This is a genomic window from Pseudoalteromonas sp. NZS11_1, assembly GCF_015864275.1.
Classification (GTDB): domain Bacteria; phylum Pseudomonadota; class Gammaproteobacteria; order Enterobacterales; family Alteromonadaceae; genus Pseudoalteromonas; species Pseudoalteromonas arctica.
On sequence record NZ_JADYXK010000003.1, the window covers coordinates 41,224 to 65,217 of the forward strand.

General features: G+C 37.3%; 13 protein-coding genes. 4 read left to right on the forward strand and 9 right to left on the reverse strand.

Features of this window, described 5'->3' with window-relative positions:
* Window positions 1-8: 8 nt before the first annotated feature.
* On the reverse strand, window positions 9-3,698 hold the full coding sequence (gene tamB, locus I6F44_RS04010) for an autotransporter assembly complex protein TamB (protein ID WP_121954061.1): 3,690 nt from the start codon (window positions 3,696-3,698) through the stop codon (window positions 9-11).
* Window positions 3,698-5,422, reverse strand: coding sequence for an autotransporter assembly complex protein TamA (locus tag I6F44_RS04015; RefSeq protein ID WP_121954060.1), 1,725 nt, complete (start codon window positions 5,420-5,422; stop codon window positions 3,698-3,700). The genes tamB and I6F44_RS04015 overlap by 1 nt, the downstream gene beginning before the upstream one ends.
* Window positions 5,423-5,636: 214 nt before the next feature.
* On the opposite strand from I6F44_RS04015, the gene I6F44_RS04020 reads away from it, so the two are divergent.
* On the forward strand, window positions 5,637-5,972 hold the full coding sequence (locus tag I6F44_RS04020; protein WP_007378192.1) for a ribonuclease E inhibitor RraB: 336 nt from the start codon (window positions 5,637-5,639) through the stop codon (window positions 5,970-5,972).
* 35 nt (window positions 5,973-6,007) lie between these two features.
* Here I6F44_RS04020 and I6F44_RS04025 read toward each other — a convergent pair whose 3' ends face one another.
* The 7 genes from I6F44_RS04025 to I6F44_RS04055 form a co-directional block, all read right to left on the reverse strand.
* Complete coding sequence (locus tag I6F44_RS04025; protein WP_121954059.1) at window positions 6,008-7,759, reverse strand: DEAD/DEAH box helicase; 1,752 nt, start codon at window positions 7,757-7,759, stop codon at window positions 6,008-6,010.
* A gap of 124 nt (window positions 7,760-7,883) precedes the next feature.
* Window positions 7,884-8,186 carry an H-NS histone family protein gene (locus I6F44_RS04030; protein ID WP_007586043.1) on the reverse strand — a complete coding sequence of 101 codons (303 nt, stop codon included), beginning with the start codon at window positions 8,184-8,186 and terminating at the stop codon, window positions 7,884-7,886.
* 111 nt (window positions 8,187-8,297) lie between these two features.
* On the reverse strand, window positions 8,298-9,176 hold the full coding sequence (locus I6F44_RS04035) for a tetratricopeptide repeat protein (RefSeq protein ID WP_121954058.1): 879 nt from the start codon (window positions 9,174-9,176) through the stop codon (window positions 8,298-8,300).
* Between the two features lie 1,010 nt (window positions 9,177-10,186).
* Window positions 10,187-12,799 carry a TonB-dependent receptor gene (locus I6F44_RS04040; RefSeq protein ID WP_121954057.1) on the reverse strand — a complete coding sequence of 871 codons (2,613 nt, stop codon included), beginning with the start codon at window positions 12,797-12,799 and terminating at the stop codon, window positions 10,187-10,189.
* Between the two features lie 724 nt (window positions 12,800-13,523).
* A complete protein-coding gene (locus I6F44_RS04045) occupies window positions 13,524-14,399 on the reverse strand; it encodes a class I SAM-dependent methyltransferase (RefSeq protein WP_121954056.1) in 876 nt (291 codons plus the stop codon).
* Between the two features lie 732 nt (window positions 14,400-15,131).
* Complete coding sequence (locus tag I6F44_RS04050) at window positions 15,132-17,747, reverse strand: TonB-dependent receptor domain-containing protein (protein WP_121954055.1); 2,616 nt, start codon at window positions 17,745-17,747, stop codon at window positions 15,132-15,134.
* Between the two features lie 247 nt (window positions 17,748-17,994).
* Window positions 17,995-20,337, reverse strand: coding sequence for a DNA polymerase II (locus I6F44_RS04055; protein WP_121954054.1), 2,343 nt, complete (start codon window positions 20,335-20,337; stop codon window positions 17,995-17,997).
* 193 nt (window positions 20,338-20,530) lie between these two features.
* Here I6F44_RS04055 and dinG point away from each other — a divergent pair, with 193 nt between their 5' ends.
* The 3 genes from dinG to I6F44_RS04070 are packed head-to-tail and all read left to right on the forward strand — an operon-like array spanning window position 20,531 to window position 23,992.
* Window positions 20,531-22,606, forward strand: a complete 2,076-nt coding sequence (gene dinG / locus I6F44_RS04060; RefSeq protein WP_007584036.1) for an ATP-dependent DNA helicase DinG — start codon at window positions 20,531-20,533, stop codon at window positions 22,604-22,606.
* Window positions 22,606-23,382, forward strand: coding sequence for a sulfite exporter TauE/SafE family protein (locus I6F44_RS04065; RefSeq protein ID WP_024593658.1), 777 nt, complete (start codon window positions 22,606-22,608; stop codon window positions 23,380-23,382). Before dinG ends, I6F44_RS04065 begins: the two co-directional genes overlap by 1 nt.
* A gap of 1 nt (window position 23,383) precedes the next feature.
* A complete protein-coding gene (locus I6F44_RS04070) occupies window positions 23,384-23,992 on the forward strand; it encodes a primosomal replication protein (RefSeq protein WP_024608252.1) in 609 nt (202 codons plus the stop codon).
* The last annotated feature ends 2 nt before the right edge of the window (window positions 23,993-23,994 follow it).

Below are 23,994 nucleotides of genomic sequence, written 5' to 3' on the forward strand. Positions count from 1 at the left end.
AGTTTTGGTTATTCCCAATCAAACTTATATAGCACATCAACATTTTGGTATAGGCCGCTCGTTATTTCTATGTATAACTGTGAAAGTAACTGATAACGCACAGCCACTTCACTGAGCGAATCAAATACACCCACGCTATATTTAACTTGCAAACTGGGTGCTACGTATCCTGATATTTCTACTTTGGTACTATCACCACTACCTGATGAGCTTAAACTTACATCTGACAACCCAAAGGTTTCACCGACCTTAGAAACAACCCCTTCGCTGCGGCTAACCCCTTGAGAAAGTAATAACTGTGTAAGCATAGCATCGCTTGACGAACTTTCTCCATCACCTAAAGGTTGGCCATTAAGTAAATATGCAAGTGCTTGTGCTTGATCCATCGCAGGCTCAGAAAATATTTTGAGCGTTGGTTGTTCAACATTACCTGTGAGCGTAACCCCTGCAATCACACCATTTGCAGTCGTATCGGGGTTACGTATTGCTTTAATATTTAAAAATGGTTGTTCAATTGAACCGCTAAAACCTACTTGCCCTGTGCTGATTATTAAATCTTGCCCAAAGGCTAAGTAAGTACCTTCAATTAAGTTAAGCTCACCTGTGGCTATAATTGGCGCACCTTGACTCATTTTTATCGCTAAATCACCCGCAACTTTTGATTCCAAGCCAAACGACTCTACTTTTACATCGTTTTTAACAATCACTTTTAAATCTATGTCGTAATCAAACGGAACTGTTTCGGTGGCCTCGGTATTTTGATCAACAATAATTTCATCATCGCTAACTTGCACCGCGCCCTCAGGAAGCTCTTCAATCATTATACGACCGTAAGGCACAACTACCTCACCAGCAAGCTTGAGTGCATTATTAGCCAAGCCTATTTTTAAATCCGGCGATACTTTAAAAGTAACCCCTTGCTGCGCGCGTACATAAAACTGCTCGCCAACTACAGCCACATTTACAGCAGGTTGCGCACCTTGCCAATCAACATCACCGGTTATATTTATTTTTCCGCCCTGATTGTCGTTTAAGTTGCCTTTTATTGTGGCTGTTGCTTTATCAAACAATACATTTATATTTGATTTTTGCAGCGCTATAGGTAGTTGCTCGCCCTCTAAACTAATATCGCTAACATTAAGCTCCCCATTTAATAAAGGATCTTTTAACGTACCTGCTAACGCCACTTTACCGCTAATATCACCTTTTAACTGCTCGAGGGTTTCAAGAAAAGGTTGTAAGTCTGAAAGGAGTATTTTATCAATATTTATAGTGCCGTTAAGCGCTTGCGTATTTTGTATATCGTCGATATTAATTTGTGTATTAATTTTGCCTAATACACTTGATTCTAAATTAGCTTCAAGCTTGCCAATTTGAGAATCCGAAAACGCACTAATACTTAATGTTTCGATTGGTAATTTAAAACGATCTTCTTCCGAGGTTAGCACTGCTTCTAAGTCGCTAGAATCGATATTTGCGCGTAATGTTTTAAGCGCGCCGCTTTGCCAATTAAGTGCTATATCGCCAGCTATATTACCGCGAGTACGAATGCTATCAGGTAAAAAGTGCTTAAGCTCCTCAAGTGCTAAGTTGCTTAGTTTAGCATTTAACTGACCGAGATTTTTTGACTGCGCTAAGGTGTCTATGCATAATTTACTTTGCTCAGATGCCCAACAATGTGCACTTACATCAAAGTCGCCACTTTGTGTATTAACCATAATGGCAATATTTTTAGTATTACTAAAACTAAGCTTTTTATCGCTAAGCGTTACATTACTAAGCTCGCCATTCCAAGTGATATTATTAACTTTGCCATTAACTTCAAGCTCTACACTGCCTTGCTCAGCATCTACAAATGCCGTAAGTTGGTGATCTGTTTTGTCGCCGCTAATATCAATTTTAACGCTATTGATTTGTTGTTCGGCCACAAGCGCCGAACCAACACTTACCGAAACATCGGTTTGCCAATCGGCTGCGGTATCTAACTGCCCTTTTACTGATAATTTATTAATGTTTATTTCATCAAAAATAAAGCGATCTAGTATTAGTGCTAAATCAACAGAGGGCGTTAACCTTTCCCCTCTCACTTTTAAATTTGCGTTGCCGTCGGCAGTAAATGGAATATTAGCTTTTTCATCACTTTTTAGCGTTACTTTGCCATCAACCTGCCAAGTATCATCAACTTGCCCGCTTAGTGCTAATTTATTGGTGCCGCTACTTAAATAAAAGCTATCAATATTAGCTTTTAACGTGTTGTCGAGCTTAAAGTTTGAGGCAAATTCTAGTGGCACGTCGTTAAATAATCCGCTTAACTTTGTATTATTCATTTGTAGCTGCCACTTATCGTCAGCTGCATTAAACGAGCCTTTAAACTGTCCCGAAATATCACTGGTAGCGGCATCAGTTAAGTACTGCGCTTTTAAGTTAGCAACCGTGCCATTAAAGTTAGCCTGTATGCCTTTTTGCCAATCAACATTGGCTTTTATAGTTGCACTGCTTTCGTTTGCTTTAATGCTTAGCGCTTGTAAAGTTGCTTTGGTAAGACTGCCTTTTAATTGGGTATTTAAGTCAACAGCTGGGTACGCGCCTAGTTGGCTATTCGCCTGTAGGCTAAGTTGATAGTCGTCAGCATTACCTTGTGCATTAAGGCTTACATTTCGCACTTTAAGCTCATTACTTTGTGCATCAATAAGCCACTGTTTAATTTTGCCATTTAACTCAAACGGATAGTTTTTCTGCTTTAAATTTGCCGTTGCCGTTAAACTAAGCGGATATTGTCCCTGCGTTTCTAAATTTAAGTTTAGATTTGATAAGTCGCCATTCAACTGCAAATTGGCTTGGTGCTCGTCACTTTGTAAAACAACATCCCCTTTCACGGGCAAATTCCCTGCAAGCTCAGCATTAAGATGCGTATTAAGCTGCCACTGTTCATACTTTGCTGAGAATGACTCTAAATTAATAACCGCATCTTCCACACTTAATTGCAGCGAGATGTTTTCAATAACATGTTGGGCTTCGTTTTGCTCAATCGTAATTTTAGCTATTTCAAAGTCTTCAACAACTAAATCAAGTGGCGAAGTAAATTCTATATTAGGCAATGCGGGTAGGTGCGTTAAAGGCGCTTGAGTATTTTGCGCCGTTTGTGTTTTCGCATCTTGTTCTTGCTCTTTTAAGGCAATAAGTATGGTGGGAATATTCAGGCTTTTAACCGTCAGCTTTGAACCCTCTGCTTTTGCTGAGAGTTTAAAGTTATTAACGCTTACGTTTGCACTTGGATGCTCTAGAGTAAATTTATTGATCGCAATGTTTTTTACAGCAATATTAAAAGGTAAGCTGATTTTTTCAAGCGGCTCTGCCGCGGCTTCTTCTTGTGACTCTGCAGTTTTTGGTAATGTTAAATTTATAGATTTAGCACTTAAGTTATCTATACAAATTCCATCGCACTGCCACCAAAACAAATCAATTTTCAATTGTTGTGCATTAAAGTCCAATCCGTTGCTAGCAAAGCGTACATTAAAGGCATCATTATAAATAAAACGGCCATCTTTAATTTCAATATGTAGTCCATCTACCGCTTTGTTTGCACTATAAGCAATAAATTGATTACCGGGTGCGGTAAATAACAAACAAAATAGTGCAACAACTAACGTGACAAAAATAGCACTTACGGCGGCTGTTATCTTTTTTAATACTGACATTAAATTTCTGGCCCTATGGTAATACTTAAACGTGTGCTTTTACTTTCTTTTGTTAATCCCCAAGCGTGGTCTATACGCACAGGGCCTACAGGTGTTAAATAGCGAAAACCAAAACCAGCACCTACTTCAAAGTCATCCGAAAAATCATTAGTCGCAGTACCACCATCAACAAATAAAGCTGCTCGCCAATTTTTAGCAACCTGATAGTTGTACTCTATTGTACTGGTTAGTAAGTATTTACCACCGATGAGGTCGCCATCATCATTTTCTGGCGATATTGATTGATATGCAAAGCCACGAACGCTTTGATCACCACCAGCGTAAAAGCGCAGTGAGTAAGGTACGTTTTCAATATCATCAACAAGCATTGCCCCCACATTCGCTTTTAAAAACACCAAGTGGCGGTCAAAATAAGTGCGTAGCCATGCATGTTGCATTTGCACCCTAATCAAATTAGTACTCGAAAGCACATCATCTAAGCCAAACTCAGCAGATATAAGCCACTGCTCTCCCCAATAAGGAGTCGTGCCGCCTTTTGATTTTTTGCGCGCATAGCTAATGCCAGGCATTAACATTTCGGTACTTGCTTCGTCTTCATCACCGATGCGGTAGGTTTCTTGGTCGCGGCGTAAAAATGCAGTACGCACCCACTTATTTTCGGTTAACCATTGGCGCTGTAATTGGCCAGTTAATATTTCGCTGTAGGTATCTTCAGCGAGCTCATCTTCTAATTTATAACCGACAGAAAAGCGCCATAGATCATCGTTAGGATCATCTACAGGTACGGTATAAGCCATTGAAATATTCTGCTGTTTTTCAGAAACATTGAGATTTGTTTCTAAATAATGCCCATTTTCTGTAATCCAAGGCTTCGTCCATTTAAAGCGAACCCTAGGCTCTGTTTCAGTGAAGCCTGCTCCTATTTCAAAACTATTCGCAGGCTTGGATGATACCTCTACTTTAACAGGTACTTGGCCATTTTTACGTGCAACAATATCGGTATAAACACGCACGCTTGCAAAATAAGGAGTGCTTGATAAGTCAAGATTGTAGTCTGCTATTTTTGTTGACTTATAAGGCTGTCCTTGAGTAAAGGGGGCTAAAGAACGTATATATTTTTCAGCTGGGTTATTACTAGCAATTTGTATATCGCCAAACTGATACCTAACTCCGGTATCAATTATGAAAGTAATAACAGCACTATTTTTTTTAAGCGATACTTCTAATTTGCGCGCTGGCCACTTAGCATCAAAATAACCAAGCTCTAGTAGCATAGATTCTATTTTTTTATGAGCAGAGTCATATTTACCATGATTTAAAACATCACCTTGCTTTAAGTGATTGCTTTTAATCAATGCCTGTAATTGGGTATCGCTTTGACCATCACCGTTTAGCGTAATATTAATTGCTTCTATGCGAGTTGCAGGCCCCCGTTCAACTTTAACAATTAGTTCGCTGTCGTCTTTATCATAAATAACCTCGACGGTCGGGCTATAATAGCCAAGTGCTTTGATACTATTTAGTACTTGTTTTTGAGCATAGCGGCGAAGTGTACGGGTTGGCTTCTCGCCAATTAACTGCTTGAGGTAAAGAGCTACGTTATTTTCTAAATCGCCACTTAACCCTTCAATTTCGTAATCTTCTATGACTTTTTCTGCCGCATAGCTATTTGTCGCAATTAAAGCGCTCACAACACACATGCAACGTAAAAACTTAATAAACAAGTAAATATCCTTACTTTTAATATCTAACAAAAAACTGTTTAATTACCCGCATATTAGCATAGCCATAATGAGCAACACATTAACTTAATAACAATCTAACGCGTAAATTTAACTTTGAATAAATATCAGCATAATTAAAATTAGTACGCGTTAAGACAATATTTTAGTTACAATAGTGCCTACGAATAAAAAATTAATTTTAAATGAGTTTTTAATGCAATTCCCTGATGATGATAACGGCCAACTTTTAGCCGAAATAGCCGCTGCTGGCATTGATTTAAATAAAATGCACCAAGTCGATTTTTTTATTTTATTTGAACAAGAAGCCGATGCTGAAAAATTTGCTAAAGAAATAGTCTCTGATGCATTAGTTCAAAATGCTGAGCTTGAAAAATGTAAAGACACTGGCGTTTGGGAAGTAATCACTCAAGTACAAATGGTGCCAGAGCACACCCTTCTAGGACAAGCAGAGCAATACATTGAAAGTATTGCTAATAGCTTTAATGGATACGGTGATGGCTGGGGATTAATGGACGGTGACGAGGCTTAATCGCCTTTTAGTTCAATGTACTCTATCAGTTAAGCTTAGCGGCTTAACTGATTTGCCTTTCTAAAACCCCCTTTATAGTCAAATAGCTTATCAGCCACTTTCCAACCATACTTTTTGCTTTTTCGTGCAATAACAAAATCCGGTGGTACTAATTCAAATTGTGCGTTTACTACTTGCGCTGCAGTTTTAAAATTAATAGGTGTTTGCCCAAGTCCTACTCGTAGACCAAATTGCTTGTTAAATATAAATTGCCCGCCTTTATTTGCGAGGTTATATACCTCATCGCAACTTGCACCATCTTCATCAAAATACGTTATTTTAATAAGTTCATCTTTAATTTGAGTTACCGATAACCCACTACATCGAAGCACAAGTGCGTCTTTTAAGTTTAATGCATTACGTAACTTATCATCAGGGTCGGCCATTACCGCGCCGCAATCGTGACATTTACGTGCAGCAATATCATTTTGGGCACCGCACTGCTCACACTCTTTAAACCTAAAACGATAATCGCACTGCTCTTTATGCCCATCATCATCTTCTAACAGCCCTTTACAGCGCCTGCCAAAGTGCTCTATTACTTTTCCTGCGGAATCAGTTTTACCCCAAAATATATTCGCAAAACCACAGCCAGGACAAAGTACCTGCACAGGTTCATTATCACTATCGCCTTTTTTATCGCCTACTTCTGGGTGAAATAAATTAAAACCATTGCCGGCATAATCTATTACTAAGCAATCCGTTTTTGATTCAGATAGCCTCAAGCCTCGCCCCACAATTTGTTGATATAAACTAACTGATTCTGTAGGTCTTAAAATAGCTATAAAGTCGACATGTGGCGCATCAAAGCCGGTTGTTAGTACCGATATATTAACTAGATACTTTAATTGCTTAGCTTTAAATTGCTTAATGATTTTATCGCGCTCAGTGTTTGGCGTATCACCTGTTATAAGTGCACTTTGCTGAGCTGGCAAATAGCTTAATATTTCCTGAGCATGCATTACCGTGGCTGCAAAAACCATAACACCTTCACGCTCTTCACTGTATTGAATTACTTGCTGTAATATAGCTTTCGTTGCGCGCTCACTGTTTTTTAAAAGCGCATTCATATCATCAGTCGTATATTGCCCAAATGCATTGCTATCTAAAGACGAAAAATCATAATGGCTAATCGCTGCATCAACTTCGTTTGGCGGCGTTAAATAATTATGTTTGATCATATACCTGAGTGGTAATTCAAAAATACAACTTTTAAACGGGCTTTCATTAGTCCCTTTAACAAAGCCATGATAATGATGATGGTATATCCACCCCGTTCCTAGCCGATAAGGTGTTGCTGTTAAACCCAATACTTTTAACTGAGGGTTATATTCTTTTAAACTACTTATTACTTTTCCGTACTGGCTTTTTTTATCCCCATTTACCCTGTGGCATTCATCAATAATAAGTAACGAATAATGCTCATTTAATTTATTTAAATTACGAGAAAGTGATTGCACACTGGCAAAGGTTACTTGATGGTTTAATGACTTTTCTTTTAAACCTGCTGAAAATATACTCGCCTCTAAACCAAAACTTTTATATTTTTGCGAATTTTGCTCTACTAACTCTTTGACATGAGCAAGTACTAATATTTTTTGCTTAGCAATACGGGCAAGTTCAGCAATAACAAGGCTTTTACCTGCACCGGTCGGTAGCACAATAACGGCAGGATCATTACTCTTTCTAAAGTGTAAAACGGTGCGTTCTACGGCTTCTTGCTGGTAAGGTCTTAGTTTATAGCTCATGGGAAAACAAATAGGTTTGAGTGAAGAGATTTTAGCAAATAATAGCTGGGAGTTTTAAACTTTAATTATATTTTATTGAGGGGGAAACAAAAAAGAGAAGCCGAAGCTTCTCTTATATTTAGCTTTAGGCTAAAAATTTCTCAAGCTCAACACCTTCAAACGCTTTAGGACGACGGCCACGGCCTGTCCATTCAATAGTCTCACCATTAAGTTCCATACGGTACTTAGGCTTAACTTTAGTACGTTTGTCAGATGCTCCATCTTGTAAATCTTCTAGCGTAAGTCCTTTTTCTTTTAAAAGATCCAAAACTTCCTGTTTCGCTTTTTGCTGCTGGGTATATTTTGAAATTGCATCATTGATAAGCTGTTGGGCTTTTTCAAGATCCGTTAATGATGCTGTTTTAATAAAAGATCGGACTTCTTTCATTTATATCTCGCTAAATAAGTAAATCAAGTTTGATAGTATTGTAATTTAATACGTTAGAACAAACCAAGTAATACTTTAAATTACTATGTTATATTGAATTTAAGTCAAATACTACAAATCAACTGGCCTCATAGCCTGTGTTAATGTTGGATCAGAAAACTGCCACTGCATATCTCTAATAAATCTTTCAATTTCAGTTGGATCGACAATAAATCCGCAATTGGAATCTTGATTTCGGCAACCCATTCCAACTACATTTGAACCCGTAGGTTTGCCTGGAGCAGGTATATATCTCAGTGCAGCTAGCAATTCATCGAACATGTCGTTTAACGATTCTGATTTAACTTCAATCCTCTCAATTGATAAGTTAGGATCTGTTTGTGGCAGTTTTATACCTAGAGAGATCAAGCGAAGATTAGACTCTTCTACAAAATATGCTGACTTTTTATAATACTCAACAGCTTTTTCTTGGTTATTTTCCTCTAATTCATAATACTTTGCTAAAACAAACTGAGCTTTATGATAGTCCTCATTGGATGCAGCCTCTAAATAAGTCTTACCTTTTTTATAATCTTTATCAATTAGTTTACCATCAATATAAAATAGACCTAAAAAGTAATTTGCTGCAGTAACGTCATTTTTAGCAGCCCACTCTAACCAATTAATTCCTTTTTTAACTTCAACATTTCCACCTTCACCATTTAAATACATTAACCCTAGTTTAAATTGGGCTGTGGGACTTCCATATTTCGCACTATTCAAAAAATAACGTCGTGCCTTACTATGATTTTTTTCTATACCGTACCCTTTGTAATAAAATGTCCCTAATACTTCCGTCGCCTGTGGGATATCTTTGCGCGCATATTTTTTAAAATCTTTAAAACGTTGCTTACATACTTTTGTATCGCACTCAGTAATTTCTTCTGAACGGCCATTCTGACTAAACAGTAATACACTTAAAATGAGCAGTAACTTTACTATCGCTTTCATATTTCCCTCTTTATAAGAATTATATCCATTAATCAATCTTAAACTCTATAACGTACTAAGTTTAAATTATATACAACATTTAATATAATCAATAATTAAGGTATTTCCAACTTTAATTAAAAATAAAAAGTTAAATACACTTTAATACAAAAAAATTGAGAAGCTTTGAGAGCTCTTGAATAACTCCTTGGCTATGTGAGAGGCGAATTACTTTGAGAAATTCAGATTTTTTAGTGCAAACTTCTAGCCCACTCAAAATTATTAATAACATCAAACCTATTAAGTAGAAAAACTCGTAGACTTGCTTCCTTTATCGCTCACCTAAGAAACTTATAAAATGACCAGGGTTGTTACTTTAAGGTAAAGAAGGCTGACATTAGAATCAATAGTTTGATTTTTGGTCTGCATAGTAATTGATAATGACAAACAGCTGAGAATAAATCTCATTTTGAAATTCCACTTAAAGAATATTCTATATAAAGTTATTAACGCATTAGGATACAGTGATAAATCAATTCAACTTACATTGAGCCAATTGGCCAACGCTTCCTTATATACTTATTGCTAGGTTAGTTACTCGAAAAGAAAATCATAAGTATACTGACCTTGATGACAGAGCCAATGAGTTACCTATCAGCCGAATATTAGTAATTTATATAATCATTGGTCATCAAGAAAAAGCATTATATGCTTGGTAATCAATTAATATTAAGAAGTTTTTTACGTACAGATAATGGGGTGCACAACACACTTAAGAGAGGTTTTTTACCGTACCAACTGAGTTTTATTAGTCGTTTATTTAAAATAATAAGGTTAGTGTATTCCTTAGTAGCGGCAATAATACCTAGTTATTTTATACGACCACAGAAAGCTTACTTCTACGGCTTCTAGGAGAGGAAGTTTCGTCAGAATCAGCCAAGCCCTGAAAGCAATGGTATGCCAGAAACAAAAATGCCGCTCACCTTAAGTGAACGGCATTACTAAATAAATTCTGCATTTGGTTACTGCTATCAGAATTTTATAGTATAGCTAACTCTATAATCACGACCGTAGTTGTTGTATAACTCAGGGTTAGTATATTCACCTTTAGAATTTAGAACTGGATCTTCATCTGTTAAGTTATTAACAGCAAGACTGATCGAGCCTAAATCACCTGCATCATAAGTATAGTTAAGGTTATGAACCAACCAGCTATCTAAGCGACCAGTCTGAATTAATACACCATCTTCATTTGGAATTTCATTTTCAGATGTTGATGCTGTGTAAGACATATTCCATGCAACACTGTGCTCATCTAATGACCAACTTATCGTTGTATTCGATTTATAATCCGGCTGGCCACTCCAATCCGCTGTATTATAGACCCTACCTCCAACTTCTTCCTCATAAGAAAAGGTAAAGCTGTTGACAGAGTTAAAGCGGAACATACCTACATTAGTATCAACATTACCATACAGAGTTAAATCTAGACCTTCAATTTCGAAACCATTACCATTGAAATATCCCGTACCAGCTTCTAGTAAGCGACCATTTTCAGCACGGATTAGATAAAAGGTCTCATTGGATGTATCTGACCCAGGTAAGAACGAAGAAATTAAACCTGCCGACTCATCTGATAATAAACTTTGAACGGTTTTAGTTTGTATTACGTCATCGATTGATAAATTAAAGTAATCTACTTTAACGCCAAAGTTTTCAACAATATCCCAAGCAACTCCAAAGTTTAAATATTCTGAAGTTTCTGCGCCTAAATCAGGATTAGATTTATAATATGTATCAACTTGCTGATCTGATGTACTTCCTTGAGCAAAATCGGTTGCGTCCTCAGCACTAAATGTTGTTGCAGCATTTAATTCATCTAAACCTGGAGCACGGAATGCCTCAGAATATGAAGCGCGAACAACAACAGTATCCGTTGCCTGCCAGCGAATTGAAGCTTTTGGTGCTAAATTATCGCCAAAATCTGAATAGTCATCATATCTAACAGCTAAATTCACTTCAACTGTATCTGAAACCGGTAGAGCCGCTTCGTAGAAAAAGGCTGTTATATCACGCTCTCCTCTAGCACTATTACCGGCTGAACCACCGATTAGTCCTGCCTCAGATTGACCATCATAAATATCGGCATAAGTTTGCTCTAAATACTCAGCTCCAAAATAATGTGCTACATCGCCACCTGGTAATTCAAATAAATCAAAGCCAAAACCTGCGTTAATTTGATTAAATGTTGATGATGAGTTTTGTAAAGTGGTAGCTTTCATATTAGCTACACCAACGTCTGATGTAAGAGGAATACCATTCGCTTCGTTATGTGCAAGCCCACCATAACTCAGGTAATAGGTGCCAACCGATTTGTTATCAGCTTTATTTGTATGAAAATAAATATCCCAAGTAGCATTGTTCCAATCTAAATCTCCGCGTAAACCAGTTAAATAATCTTGGCTATAATCATCTACATTACCATCACGCGTACCTAAATCAGCCCAGCGCCATAAACCTAATGCTCCATCTTCGCCATAAGGATTTACTGGGTTATCAGCACTCAATGATGCCCATTGTGCAGCAGCCGGCGCGTAACGGCCGAATGAACTATTTTGTACAAACATTGCACGTCCGTACCACTCAACTGAATCACTTAATTCATAATTTGAGTCTATGTAAACTGTATTACGATCAATAGAAGCTTTATTATAAGATACATTAGCGTGCGCATACATGCAGTAATTAGAGCCTGGTGCATAATCAGTATCTGCTGCTATTTCTTTAAACGCATCATCACCATATTTTGCAGCTTGATCTGCACAAATTGGAGATGCTTGTGCCTCAGAATAATCAGGTGATAAAACTGTTGCGCCATACCAAGACCAGCCTACAGTTTCATCATATGCTTGAATAGTACCATCACCATCACGGTCGATTAGTTGTGGTGCTGTATAAGATCTGTCGCGATCAGCAATCCCCTCTCTTTTTTGATGATCGAATGCAATTGTTACATTACCTTTATCGGTAGAGTACCCTGCCGTTACAGAAAAGCCTGTATTGGTAGTACCTTGATCTTGCTCGCGATGACCGGCTTCAGCTTGAAATTGTAAACCCTCATAATTCTTTTTCATTATGATGTTTACTACACCAGCCATTGCATCTGAACCATAAGTAGATGATGCACCATCGGTTAATATTTCAATACGCTCAACAGCTGCCATTGGAATAGAATTCAAATTTGCAGATTGACCACCTAATGTAGGTGAACCAGGCATGCGTTTGCCGTCTAGCAGAACAAGAGTTCGGCTCGAGCCAGCTCCACGTAAATTGATAGTAGCTTGAGATTGAGCTGAACTACCCGAGCGCTCAGAGAATGAGCCAAAAGAGTTAAAACTACTTCCTCGTAATGCATCAGCAACAGTAAAATTACCCTCAACCTTCATATCCGCTGAAGTAATTATATTTACAGGTGATGCACCTTCAAGATCAGTTCGCTTAATACGAGAGCCTGTTACTTCAATACGCTCTACTTTGTCCACTCCCGTCTCCGCAGCAAATGAACTTGCAGAAAAAGCTGCTGTTGAAGCAGCACCAAAAGCGATCGCCAAGCGAACAGCATTTGAAACTTTATTATTTAACATTTAATTTTCCCTAGAATACTATTTTAATTGTTTTATTTTCAAAACGGTCTGTAATTAATCACAATACCTATTTCGATTTGAATAGTAGTCCCAACTTATGCAAAAGGTCAACACTTAGCTAACCAAATAAACCCTTTTATTTACAACGATCTAACGCAACAAAAAACAAACATGATGTTATTTTTGCATTATTGCAAAACATTAACTTTTGTTTTTTTTGCAAAATTAAATCTTAATAATCATCTTAAGTAAGTTACTAATTTTCTTTTAGGGATGAGAAATATAGATATAAAAGTAGCAAAAAATGGTGAGATAGAAGCGAACCGGAAAGCACGCACAGATATCCCGCTAAAAAATGCTTAGGCACAGTTTTAGGTAACAGTAGTATAAATATGCAACATACATTGTCCCTTATTCAAAGCAACAGAGGAGATATGCTATCGTTATGACTGGAGCAATATGACGCAACTAATGACTTTTATAACTCAACGATATTAAAACACTGCCCTAATTCGTCGGACTATAGAGTAAATTTGAAGCTGGCTTTCAACAACACAATTTAATAAAGCTTTGTTTAAAGAATACGAAGACGGCTGCGACTCTATCAGTTGAAGTGACAGCCTCATTAGGTATGCCCCAAGAGACATAATTATAGATGGAGAGATTTTATTGCTTTTTAACAGGTAGGGATATTAATATTAGAATAGGCTAATAAAACTTAATTTTAACGTTTATAGCCCCTGTAAAGCGTGCCTATATACTCTTTATTTGAATCAACAAGAACTTCTTTATATACATCCCCTCTTGAAGCTAACAGTTGTTTAAGTTGCTGGGCATTCAAAGCGGCTTGCTTTAAATCAGTTAACCTATAAATCAGCCCTTCTAACTCTTGAGAAAATAGGTAATAAGCTTTCTCGAGATCTATCTTTCTATTCTTTAAAATAAAATGATAAAAATCAGTGTACCTGGTACCTTTTATTGCAAGTGGGTGTATCTTTTTTTCTAGCTCCACATATTCATTAATAATAGAAATATTGCTATTAATCAGATCTTTATTCTCTTTTTTTAGTGCGCTTATTAGTTGTTTTAAAGGAACTAATAATTCACTCTGCACCCGAATTGCAGACTCTAATATTAGTACATTTGGCTTCACTATGTCCGAATCCATTTCGTGACACACAATTTGATATAGGCCTCCTTTCTTTAATACTCTAAAAAGCTCTGGGATACTTCTCGCTAACTCGCTATATTCGATAGCAAACTGTGTTACTATCGCATCAAATTCTGCTGTTTCAAAAGGCAAGACTTCAGCGCTTACATTAGATAAAATATTTGATGACTCTATACCGGCTACTTTTTCGTTAACAATAGCTTTATCTACACCTATGACATTAAATTGAACGCTACTATTCTCTTGAATTAATCGAATAAGAGCACCATTCCCAGTACCAATATCAAGTACTTTGTCATTACAATTTAACTTTTCAGCAAACTCCAACCAACAAGACTTTAATTTACCCGTGTAATTACTCTTTATATCTTGTCCAAATGAGGTTAGATAGCCTTGAGCCCAATAATCACTCCAATAGTTTTTCATCATTATTTTGTCCTGTTCTGAGATAAGTTGAAGATTTTAATAGAGAGCCAGTGGCTCAAGTACCGAGCTTTTTATGCACTTAATTTGATATTTTATTTCTAATAATTAAGTACAGTCTCATTTTATTGTATATAAATATTGGCTGCTAAACGAGTATTATTATACTTTTTAATGAGTTACATTTATTCAATAAAATTTTAGCTTAAACCTCCTAACCATTCTCTATGCTATGCCAATACAACTGATATAAATTGTAACTAATGAGTAGCAAAGCAAACAGATTCTGAGTTGTTATTTCCAGAGTCGTGCATTACTAGGGAAATCTGTTGCATATTTCTCCTTATATTTGCACCACACTCTTTATCAATTACAGAAAGCATTTTATTGAGCATGAGATTTTTCATTCACTTTTCGAGTTGGCGTTAGAGGTGTAAAATCTTCGTGCGAGGATTTGGACATATTAGCTTCAAGCAACCCAATCTATTTCAGATAAAAAATACAGTATTAATCATGGGCACTCTTATACTTAGGGCTTGTTATAGTAACGATGCCTTCACTTTATCTACTTCTGCTAATTTAAAGTTCTGGATATAGTCTTATTTTAGGTATGTAGTACGCGAAGTTTTTAGGTTTTTCATTTAAAAATCCTGATGCATAAACTGACATTAATACGAAGCATTTTTATAAAAAAAGGGCTGAATAAATTCAGCCCTTTTTTATTAACAAATTAACAAGTTAAAAGTTAATTGTATAGTTGATACGGTAATCACGACCATAGTTGTTATATAAATCAGCGTTATCGTAAGCGCCTGTAGATGTAAGTACAGGATCTTCGTCTGTTAAGTTGCTTACTGATAAGCGAACTGTACCATAAACACCTGCGTTATAGCTGTACGTAAGGTTATGAATCAACCAATCTTCAAGTTCACCATCTTGCTCTAAAATACCATCTTCATTTGGTGCTTCATTCTCAGAAGTAGATGACGTGTAGTTCATGTTCCAAGCTACACTATGGTCGTCAAGCGCCCAAGTTAATGTAGTATTAGATTTGAAGTCAGGTTGACCACTCCAACCAGCAGTATTATAAACTCTACCGCCACGCTCTTCATCGTAAGATAATACAAAACTATTTACAGTGTTCATGCGGAACTCACCAACACTAGTATCGATATGACCGTAAAGAGTTAAATCTAAACCTTCAATCTCAAAACCATTGCCGTTGAAGTAACCAGTACCAGCTTCTAATAAACGACCAGTTTCTGAACGTATTAAGTAAAAAGTTTCATTACTTACATCAGAACCAGGTGCGAAAGCAGTTATTCTGCCAGCCGCTTCATCCGATAGAAGACCTTGAACAGTTTTAGTTTGAATAACGTCATCAATTGATAAATTGAAGTAATCAGCTTTAACACCGAAGTTCTCAATCACATCCCAAGCTATACCTAAGTTAGTGTATTCTGATGTTTCAGGACCTAACTCTGTATTTGATTTGTAGTATGTATCAATTTGCTTAGACGATGTATCACCTTGAGAGTAATCAATCGCTGATTCAGCACTAAAAGTAGTAGCGGCATTTAATTGGTCAAGACCTGGTGCACGGAAAGCTTCAGAGTAAGAAGCACGTACTACAACAGTATCTGTTGCCTGCCAACGAGCAGATATCTTAGGAGCAACATTATCACCAAAGTCAGAGTAGTCATCGTAACGTACGGCAATGTTAACTTCTAGTGAATCTACTACTGGCATTGCAACTTCATAAAAGAAAGCCGTAATGTCACGATCACCAAGCGCAGAGTTACCTGCAGAGCCGCCTATTAAACCAGCTTCTGACTGACCATCGTAAATATCAGCATACGTTTGCTCTAAAAATTCAGCACCGAAATAATGCGCTACCGTACCGCCTGGTAATTCAAACAAATCGAATCCGATGCCGGCATTGTATTGATTGAAAGTAGAAGATGAGCTTTGTAGGGTTGTTGCTTTCATATTTGCAACACCTTCATCAGAACCTAAATCAATTCCATTTGCTTGGTTGTAAGCTAAGCCACCGTAGCTAAGGTAATAAGTACCTACAGATTTATTATCAGCTTTATTAGTATGATAATAAACATCCCAAGATGCATTATTCCACTCTAAATCACCGCGTAAACCCATTAGGTAGTCTTGGCTGTAATCATCAACGTTACCATCGCGATTACCAATACCTGCCCAACGCCAGTAACCTGTTGTTTCTTCATCATAAGGGTTTGCTTCATTGTCTGCAGCTAAATTATTCCATGCTGCGGCAGGTGGAGCATAACGACCAAATGAGCTATTTTGAACAAACATAGCACGGCCATACCATTCGATATCATCATTCAATTCATAATTTGCATCTAAATAAACAGTATTACGGTCGATAGAAGCTTTATTATAAGATACATTTGCGAAAGCAAACATACAGTAAGTAGAGCCTTCACTACCCCAGTCATTGTCAGCTGCAAACTTACGGAATGTATCCTCACCGTACTCTGCTGTTAAGTCGTCACATATTGGTGATGCTTGAGCCTCTGAAAAATCAGGTGAAGCTACAGTCGCACCGTATATAGACCAACCTTTAGTCTCTTCGTATGCCTGAATTACGCCATCACCATCAAGATCTGTTGCTGAAGCTTTAGTATAATCACGATCACCATCAGATATACCTTCGCGTCTCTGGTGGTCAAAAGCAAATGTTACATTACCTTTATCTGTAGAGTAACCAGCGGTTACCGAGAAACTAGCTGAAGTTGTACCTTCATCTTGATCACGGTGTCCTGCTTCGCCTTGGAACTGAAGACCTTCATAGTTTTTCTTCATGATGATGTTAACAACACCAGCCATTGCGTCAGAACCATAAGTTGAAGATGCACCATCAGTTAAAATTTCGATACGTTCAACTGCAGCCATTGGGATTGAGTTTAAATTTGCTGATTGGCCACCAAGAGTTGGTGAACCAGGCATGCGCTTACCATCTAATAAAACTAACGTTCTGCTAGAACCAGCACCACGTAAGTTAATAGTAGCTTGAGATTGTGCAGAGCTACCTGAACGCTCTGAAAATGAACCGAATGAGTTAAAACTGCTGCCTCGAAGTGCATCAGCCACAGTGAAGTTACCTTCAATCTGCATATCTTCTGCTGTAATAATGTTTACTGGCGAAGCACCTTCTAAATCTGTACGTTTAATACGTGAACCAGTAACTTCAATTCGTTCTACTTTTTCTACGCTATCTTCTTCTGCAGCAAACGAACTTGCCGAAAATGCAGCAGTAGATACTGCACCAAATGCAATCGCTAAGCGAACTGCCTTTGAAACTTGATTATTTAACATTTGATTCTCCCTGGTGTTACAACTTTATAGAAGCAACTATTATTTAATTATTTTTTATTATCACATGCTATTAACAGTGACTGAAACAAATAGTAAACAAAAAAAACTAAAAAGCCAACCTCTGTTAACTAAATATTAATCATAAAGAGGTTTTTTAATGATATTTTTCGTAAAACCGGGGTTATCGTACGATTTAGAAGCAGGAAAGTGGATTATTTAATCAAAAACATCCAATTGAGATACTAAATTAGAATAATAAAAACTGATTCTTCTCCGAATCATTTACATTTTGATTGATTAGCGGCTCTACCATATCTAAAAGCGGTACAATCTGTTTTTCTACATAAATTGCATAGTCATAGCTATGTAGGCCTTGATACAGCTCAACTCCAGCGGTTGTGTAAACGAATGTAACAAATTCACCTCTATTAACCGTAAATTCGCTATTTTTTTTCTGGTGTTTTTTAACTGCTTGAACATGAGGGGGAATATTTTTCTTATAATCGATTAAGTTTTGACCTAATCTCTTTTTAAAAATGAGTAAATGATCAAAATCACCTTGGTATAACTTTGTTGTATAGTCTTTAACAAGGTCATTTATATTTAAATTTCCATCAAAAAGACTAGTAAATAGGTCGAACTGGAATTGTTGAGCAAGTTTAGTCCAATCACTTCTTACTGTTTCTAATCCTTTAAATACTAGTTTTGATTCGTTTGGTTTAATTAATTTACCGACATAGCGCTTTTTAGAGCCAACTAGCTTTCCCCTTATGGTTGGCAAAAAGAAAGGGCTATAAAGAGATTCAAATTCTATTTCTAAATGACTTGTTAAGTTGTGCGTTTGTTTAATCTCGCTAATCCAATCTGTAGTTATCTTTTTAGCTAAAAACACGCCAATTTCATTACACTCGTCGTGGGTTAAATTATCATCCAACTTAATAAATGTAGAATCGGTATCGCCATAAATAACGCTATAACCAAGCTCTTCTATCCATTTTTTAGTTTGTAGCATTATTTCGTGTCCTCTTAACGTAATAGAGCTAGATAACCTGGGATCGTAAAACCTGCACCCTTTTGAGCCTAAAACACCATATAAGCTATTCATTATTATTTTAATTGCTTGAGAAAGCATTTGATCTTGATTGTCTTTGGCGAGCTGCCTTTGGGACGCTAAGCTTTTAACAAGTAAAGGTAAGTGATGCTTGTCTCGCGAGAATAGGGCTTCATTAAAACCCTGCACACTTTGGTTTGGATTTTTTAAACCTTCTATCAGTCCGAGTGGATCAATGTAGAAAGTTTGCATAATACTGGGGTACAAGCTTTTAAAATCTAAAACAATGACATTTTTATAAAGCCCAGGAATAGACTCCATTACATAACCGCCTGGGCTTTCAAATGTAAGTCCATGATCGCCCATATTAGGGGCAACATAACCGCTGCGATGCAGTAGTGGTAAATACATATTAATAAAAGCAGCGACAGAGCCGCCCTTTTTTTCAAGCTCTAATCCTGTAAGCTTTGTTCTTATAATAGAAAAATCGAGTAGCTTTAATTTATCAAAAATTTTATTTACCAAAATACAATCTTGTCGATTATATTTTGCTAAAGAAAGCTTATCTTCATTAAATTGCCTAATAATTTCCTGCAGACTATTAGCCGTGTCGATTAATTTGGACTCACCCAACACTTGATTTGAAACATTAGCTAAAGAAAAACTCTCAAAGCTATATGTACCATTTTTTAAAGTGTCTATTCCATCAACCACACATCGCCCAGGGATCGATACTCGAGTAAAGTGTCCTTTGCGAACATATAAAGGTTGATCTCCCCTACCCAGTAATAACTTAATGCCTAGTGCTTCAGCTCTTTCATGAATAACCGAAAAATCGAACTCAATTACATTCCAACCAATTATGACATCAGGATCGCTAAGCTTAATAAAATGCTCCAATCCCTTTAAGAGCTCAGCCTCATCTACACACCAAATAGTATCAAACTCTAGGTTTTCAGCTTCTCTATCTGGCTCGCCAATCATTAAAACACAGTCTAAATTACAGCCCACAAGTCCAACAGAAAACAAAACGCCACTTTCGTTACATTCAATGTCTAACGACAGCTTATTAAGAGTTGGGGAGTACTCATCATTTGCTTTTAATTTTGCCTCTGTTACTAATGTATAACCATTTTGATAAAAAACATTACCCGTTATCCAAGCACCTCCTTTTATAAAGCGCTCCATTAGGTAGCGCTCTATTGGTCGAATATCTTCTTCAAATAATACAACTCCACGTTGCTTTAAAGCTTTAGCAGCAGAATAAAAATGCTTTAGTGATTTGAAGTAACAGGCCGACATATCTTCTTGCTGAAAGTTTTTTAACTCAAGACTTTTAATATTAAAGATAAGTGACTCAGCTGCTAATATTTCATGCACTATTTCAGCATCTTTACTTTTGATAAAAAACAGCGCATTTTCGTTAACTGATATAGTTTTTATAGGCCCTTTATCACTGCAAAACCACGCTTCGTAGCAGATGCCGCTAGCAGTATCATAAGCATGTGAAGAAACAATAAAACCGGCTGTTAAGTACATTATTACTAAACCTTATTCATATATATGTAAGTTTTTACTTAATTCAAAATGCTTTAAAGCCATACATTCAACCTAAATAAACACTCAGATACTTTATTTGCTAAATTAATCTCATCACTTCTTGTAGTTACCCTCTTATAACTCTAAAATCCATAGCACTGTAATTATATACATACTTTAGGTAAATCATCCCATGCTTTCTGACTCACTAAAAAAAACAATTAGGCAAGTACACCAGCATGTGGCTAGCAACCTAAACGATTATCGCCCTCGTAGCAGTCAAAACTACCTTGTAGCCGAAATAGCAAAAACGCTTGCTGGCGAATACCATAAAAAGCAGCGCATTTGCGTAATTGAAGCAGGCACCGGTACCGGTAAGTCCCTTGCTTATTGTTTAGGCGCATTGCCTCTTGCCTTAGCACAAAAAAAGAAGCTAGTTATTTCTACCGCAACCGTTGCACTTCAAGAGCAATTAATAGCAAAAGAACTGCCATTTTTTAAAAAGCATTCAGGCCTCGACTTTAAATTTGATTTGGTAAAAGGTCGCCATCGTTATATTTGTGCCCACAAATTACATAATGCTGTAAACGGCGATAGCCAAACACAAATGGACTTTATGCCAACGCTTACTTCACCATTGAGCGCAATGGAAACCAAATGTTTAAATGAGTTATATAACGCTTACGTAAATAAAAAATGGCAAGGCGATAGAGACAGCTGGGCCGATACCGTACCCGATAGAGTGTGGAACTTAATAGCGTGCGACAAACATTCGTGCCAGCGCCAAATGAAGGCCCATCAAACGTGTCCGTTTCAGCTTGCTCGTAATCAATTAATGCAAATGGATGTGCTGGTAATTAACCACTCTTTATTACTTGCCGATTTAGACCTAGGCGGTGGTAAAATTTTACCAGAGCCCGACAACACCATTTATGTAATTGATGAAGCGCACCATTTAGCACATATAACACGCGATTTTTCATCAGCTGCTGCCACAATTAAAGGCACGATAGAATGGCTTGATAAGCTCACCAAGTTTAGCGGGAAAATGGCGAAGGTTTTAGTGGGGCAAAGAGCTATTGGGCAAAACTTTAAACTTTGCGACAGCATTAATGACGCGAATAAAGATTTAAAAGTAGTTCGCGATATTCTTGATAATGCCGACTTTGAATACTCAAAAGACGATACTTATCGCTTTGAACACGGTGAAATTCCACAATCGCTGCACAGTAAAGCAAAAGATATAAGCGAAGCCACGCAAGATGCGCTGCGCTGTTTAAACAAAATGCACGACACCCTTACCCAAGATGTAAGTGATGGCGACATAAAACCTTACGTTGCCGACCCAATACTAGGCGAAAGCGGTCAATACATAAACCGGTTAGAGCAACTAAACAAACTATGGTTTAGTTACGCAAAAAAAGGCGAAGGTGCTCCTCATGCACGGTGGATAAAACGCCTTGAATACAAAAGCCATCACGACCACTTATTAAGCGACTGCCCTATCGAGGTCGGTTATTACTTAAAAGATAAATTGTGGCGAGAATGCGCGGGCGCTGTTTTGTGCTCTGCTACATTAAGTGCACTGGGCTCATTTGATCACTTTGCTTACGAAACAGGACTTGCTAAAGAAGAAGGCGTTAAATTTATTAAAGTACCTTCTCCTTTTGATTACCCAAAACAAGCCACTTTACGTATTCCGGTATCTAAAGTAGAACCTACCGATAAAGACTTTAGTGATCACTTAGCTAAAACTTTACCAGAGTACCTAAATGATAAAAAAGCGAACCTTGTACTATTCGCTTCTTACTGGCAAATGGACCACGTAACAAAGTTTCTTAGAACAAAAGGTTTTAACTTATTAGTACAAGGTGAGATGTCGCGAGAAGCGTTGCTTAAATTACACACTAAAAATGTAGACGAAGGCAAAGGCAGTATTTTATTCGGAACACAAAGCCTTTCGGAAGGGCTTGATTTACCTGGTAAATATTTAGAGAACTTAATAATTACTAAAATTCCGTTTGCTGTACCTACTTCGCCGATAGAAGAAGCGCAAGCAGAATTTGTACAAAGCAAAGGCGGTAACCCGTTTTTAACGATTACCGTGCCCGACGCCGCAAAGAAATTGGTACAAAGCTGTGGTAGACTGCTGCGAAAAGAGAGTGACGAAGGCTGTATTACTATTCTCGATAGACGCTTAGTTACTAAGCGATACGGTAAAGCCATGCTCGACACCCTACCACCTTTTAAAAGACAAATTGATTATTAATGTTTGAACTCGCACTCGATCCAACAACCTGGGCTGTTTTATGTGCTGTTGCACTTGCCGCAGGTTTTATAGACGCTATCGCCGGTGGCGGTGGTATGTTAACTGTGCCCGCTTTATTAACTGCAGGCTTACCTCCACATTTAACACTAGGCACCAATAAACTCGCGGCAAGTTTTGGCTCTTTAACAGCCAGTTATACTTATTACAAAAAGAACTTATTTAGTCCAAAGTTTTGGGCAGCCTCTATTATTGCTACCGCAATAGGTGCATTGATAGGGACTGTTATTGTTGACCATTTAAGTATCGATTTTTTAAACAAACTACTGCCTATTATTATTATTTTAGTTGCCGCTTATAGCTTATTTGGTAATTTAAGTACCACAGAAGGCGATGAACTCCCTAAACTCAACAAAGCGATGAAAATAAAACAATGGCTACAGGGTTTAGCATTAGGCTTTTTTGATGGTTTAGCAGGCCCAGGTACGGGGACATTTTGGACCGCTTCTAATGGCATGCTTTATAAAATGAACTTGCTACTCAATTGTGGTTTAGCGCGTTCAATGAACTTTGTTTCTAACTTTATATCGCTCATCACCTTTGTAGCACTCGGACATGTAAACTTTTTACTTGGCATAACAATGGGCTTTTTTATTATGCTAGGCGCATGGTTTGGAGCACATTCAGCAATACGTTTTGGTAGTAAATTTATTCGCCCTGTATTTAATACTATGGTTATACTTTTAGCATTAAAACTAATTTACGAGGCTTACTTTTAATATGCACCCTACAGCTTTAGATAAACTACGCCAACAAGTTGCAACGCTAAAACAACAAGCTGATCAATTTGATAAAGCTAAACTTTTTTCTAAAAATCGTTACATGCAAGCGCAACCTAGCTTGTTTGACCGCGCAGTTTTTAGTACAAAAAGCATGAACCTAGTCGATTACGTAATAGAAATAGAAGACGAAGTGTCAAGATTACCGCCAAGTGAGCATCGCCATGCTTATACTTACGCGCTTGAACGTATAGGAGCTCAGGTACAAGCTGTATTCAACGTTATTAAATCAACGCCTATTTGGGTTAAAGAAAACAAAAGCCATTATAAACCACGCCCTAAGCAAACCGTTTATAAGCAAGCGGTACAAAAAATAATGCAATCATCGCACGAGCTTTACGACGAATTAAAACAAAACCATGAGTTTGAACGCCGTTTAGTGCTCATGATTGAAGAGCGTAAAATGCAAATGGATAAAGCCTCGCCAGCTAAAGCACAAAAGCTTAACCTTGAAATATTAAGCACACACGCTCGATTAGGCCGCTGCAGAAAAGCAATTTCTGCCACCGAGGACAAAATACAACAAGTAGAAAAACAGCAGCTGCGTTAAGC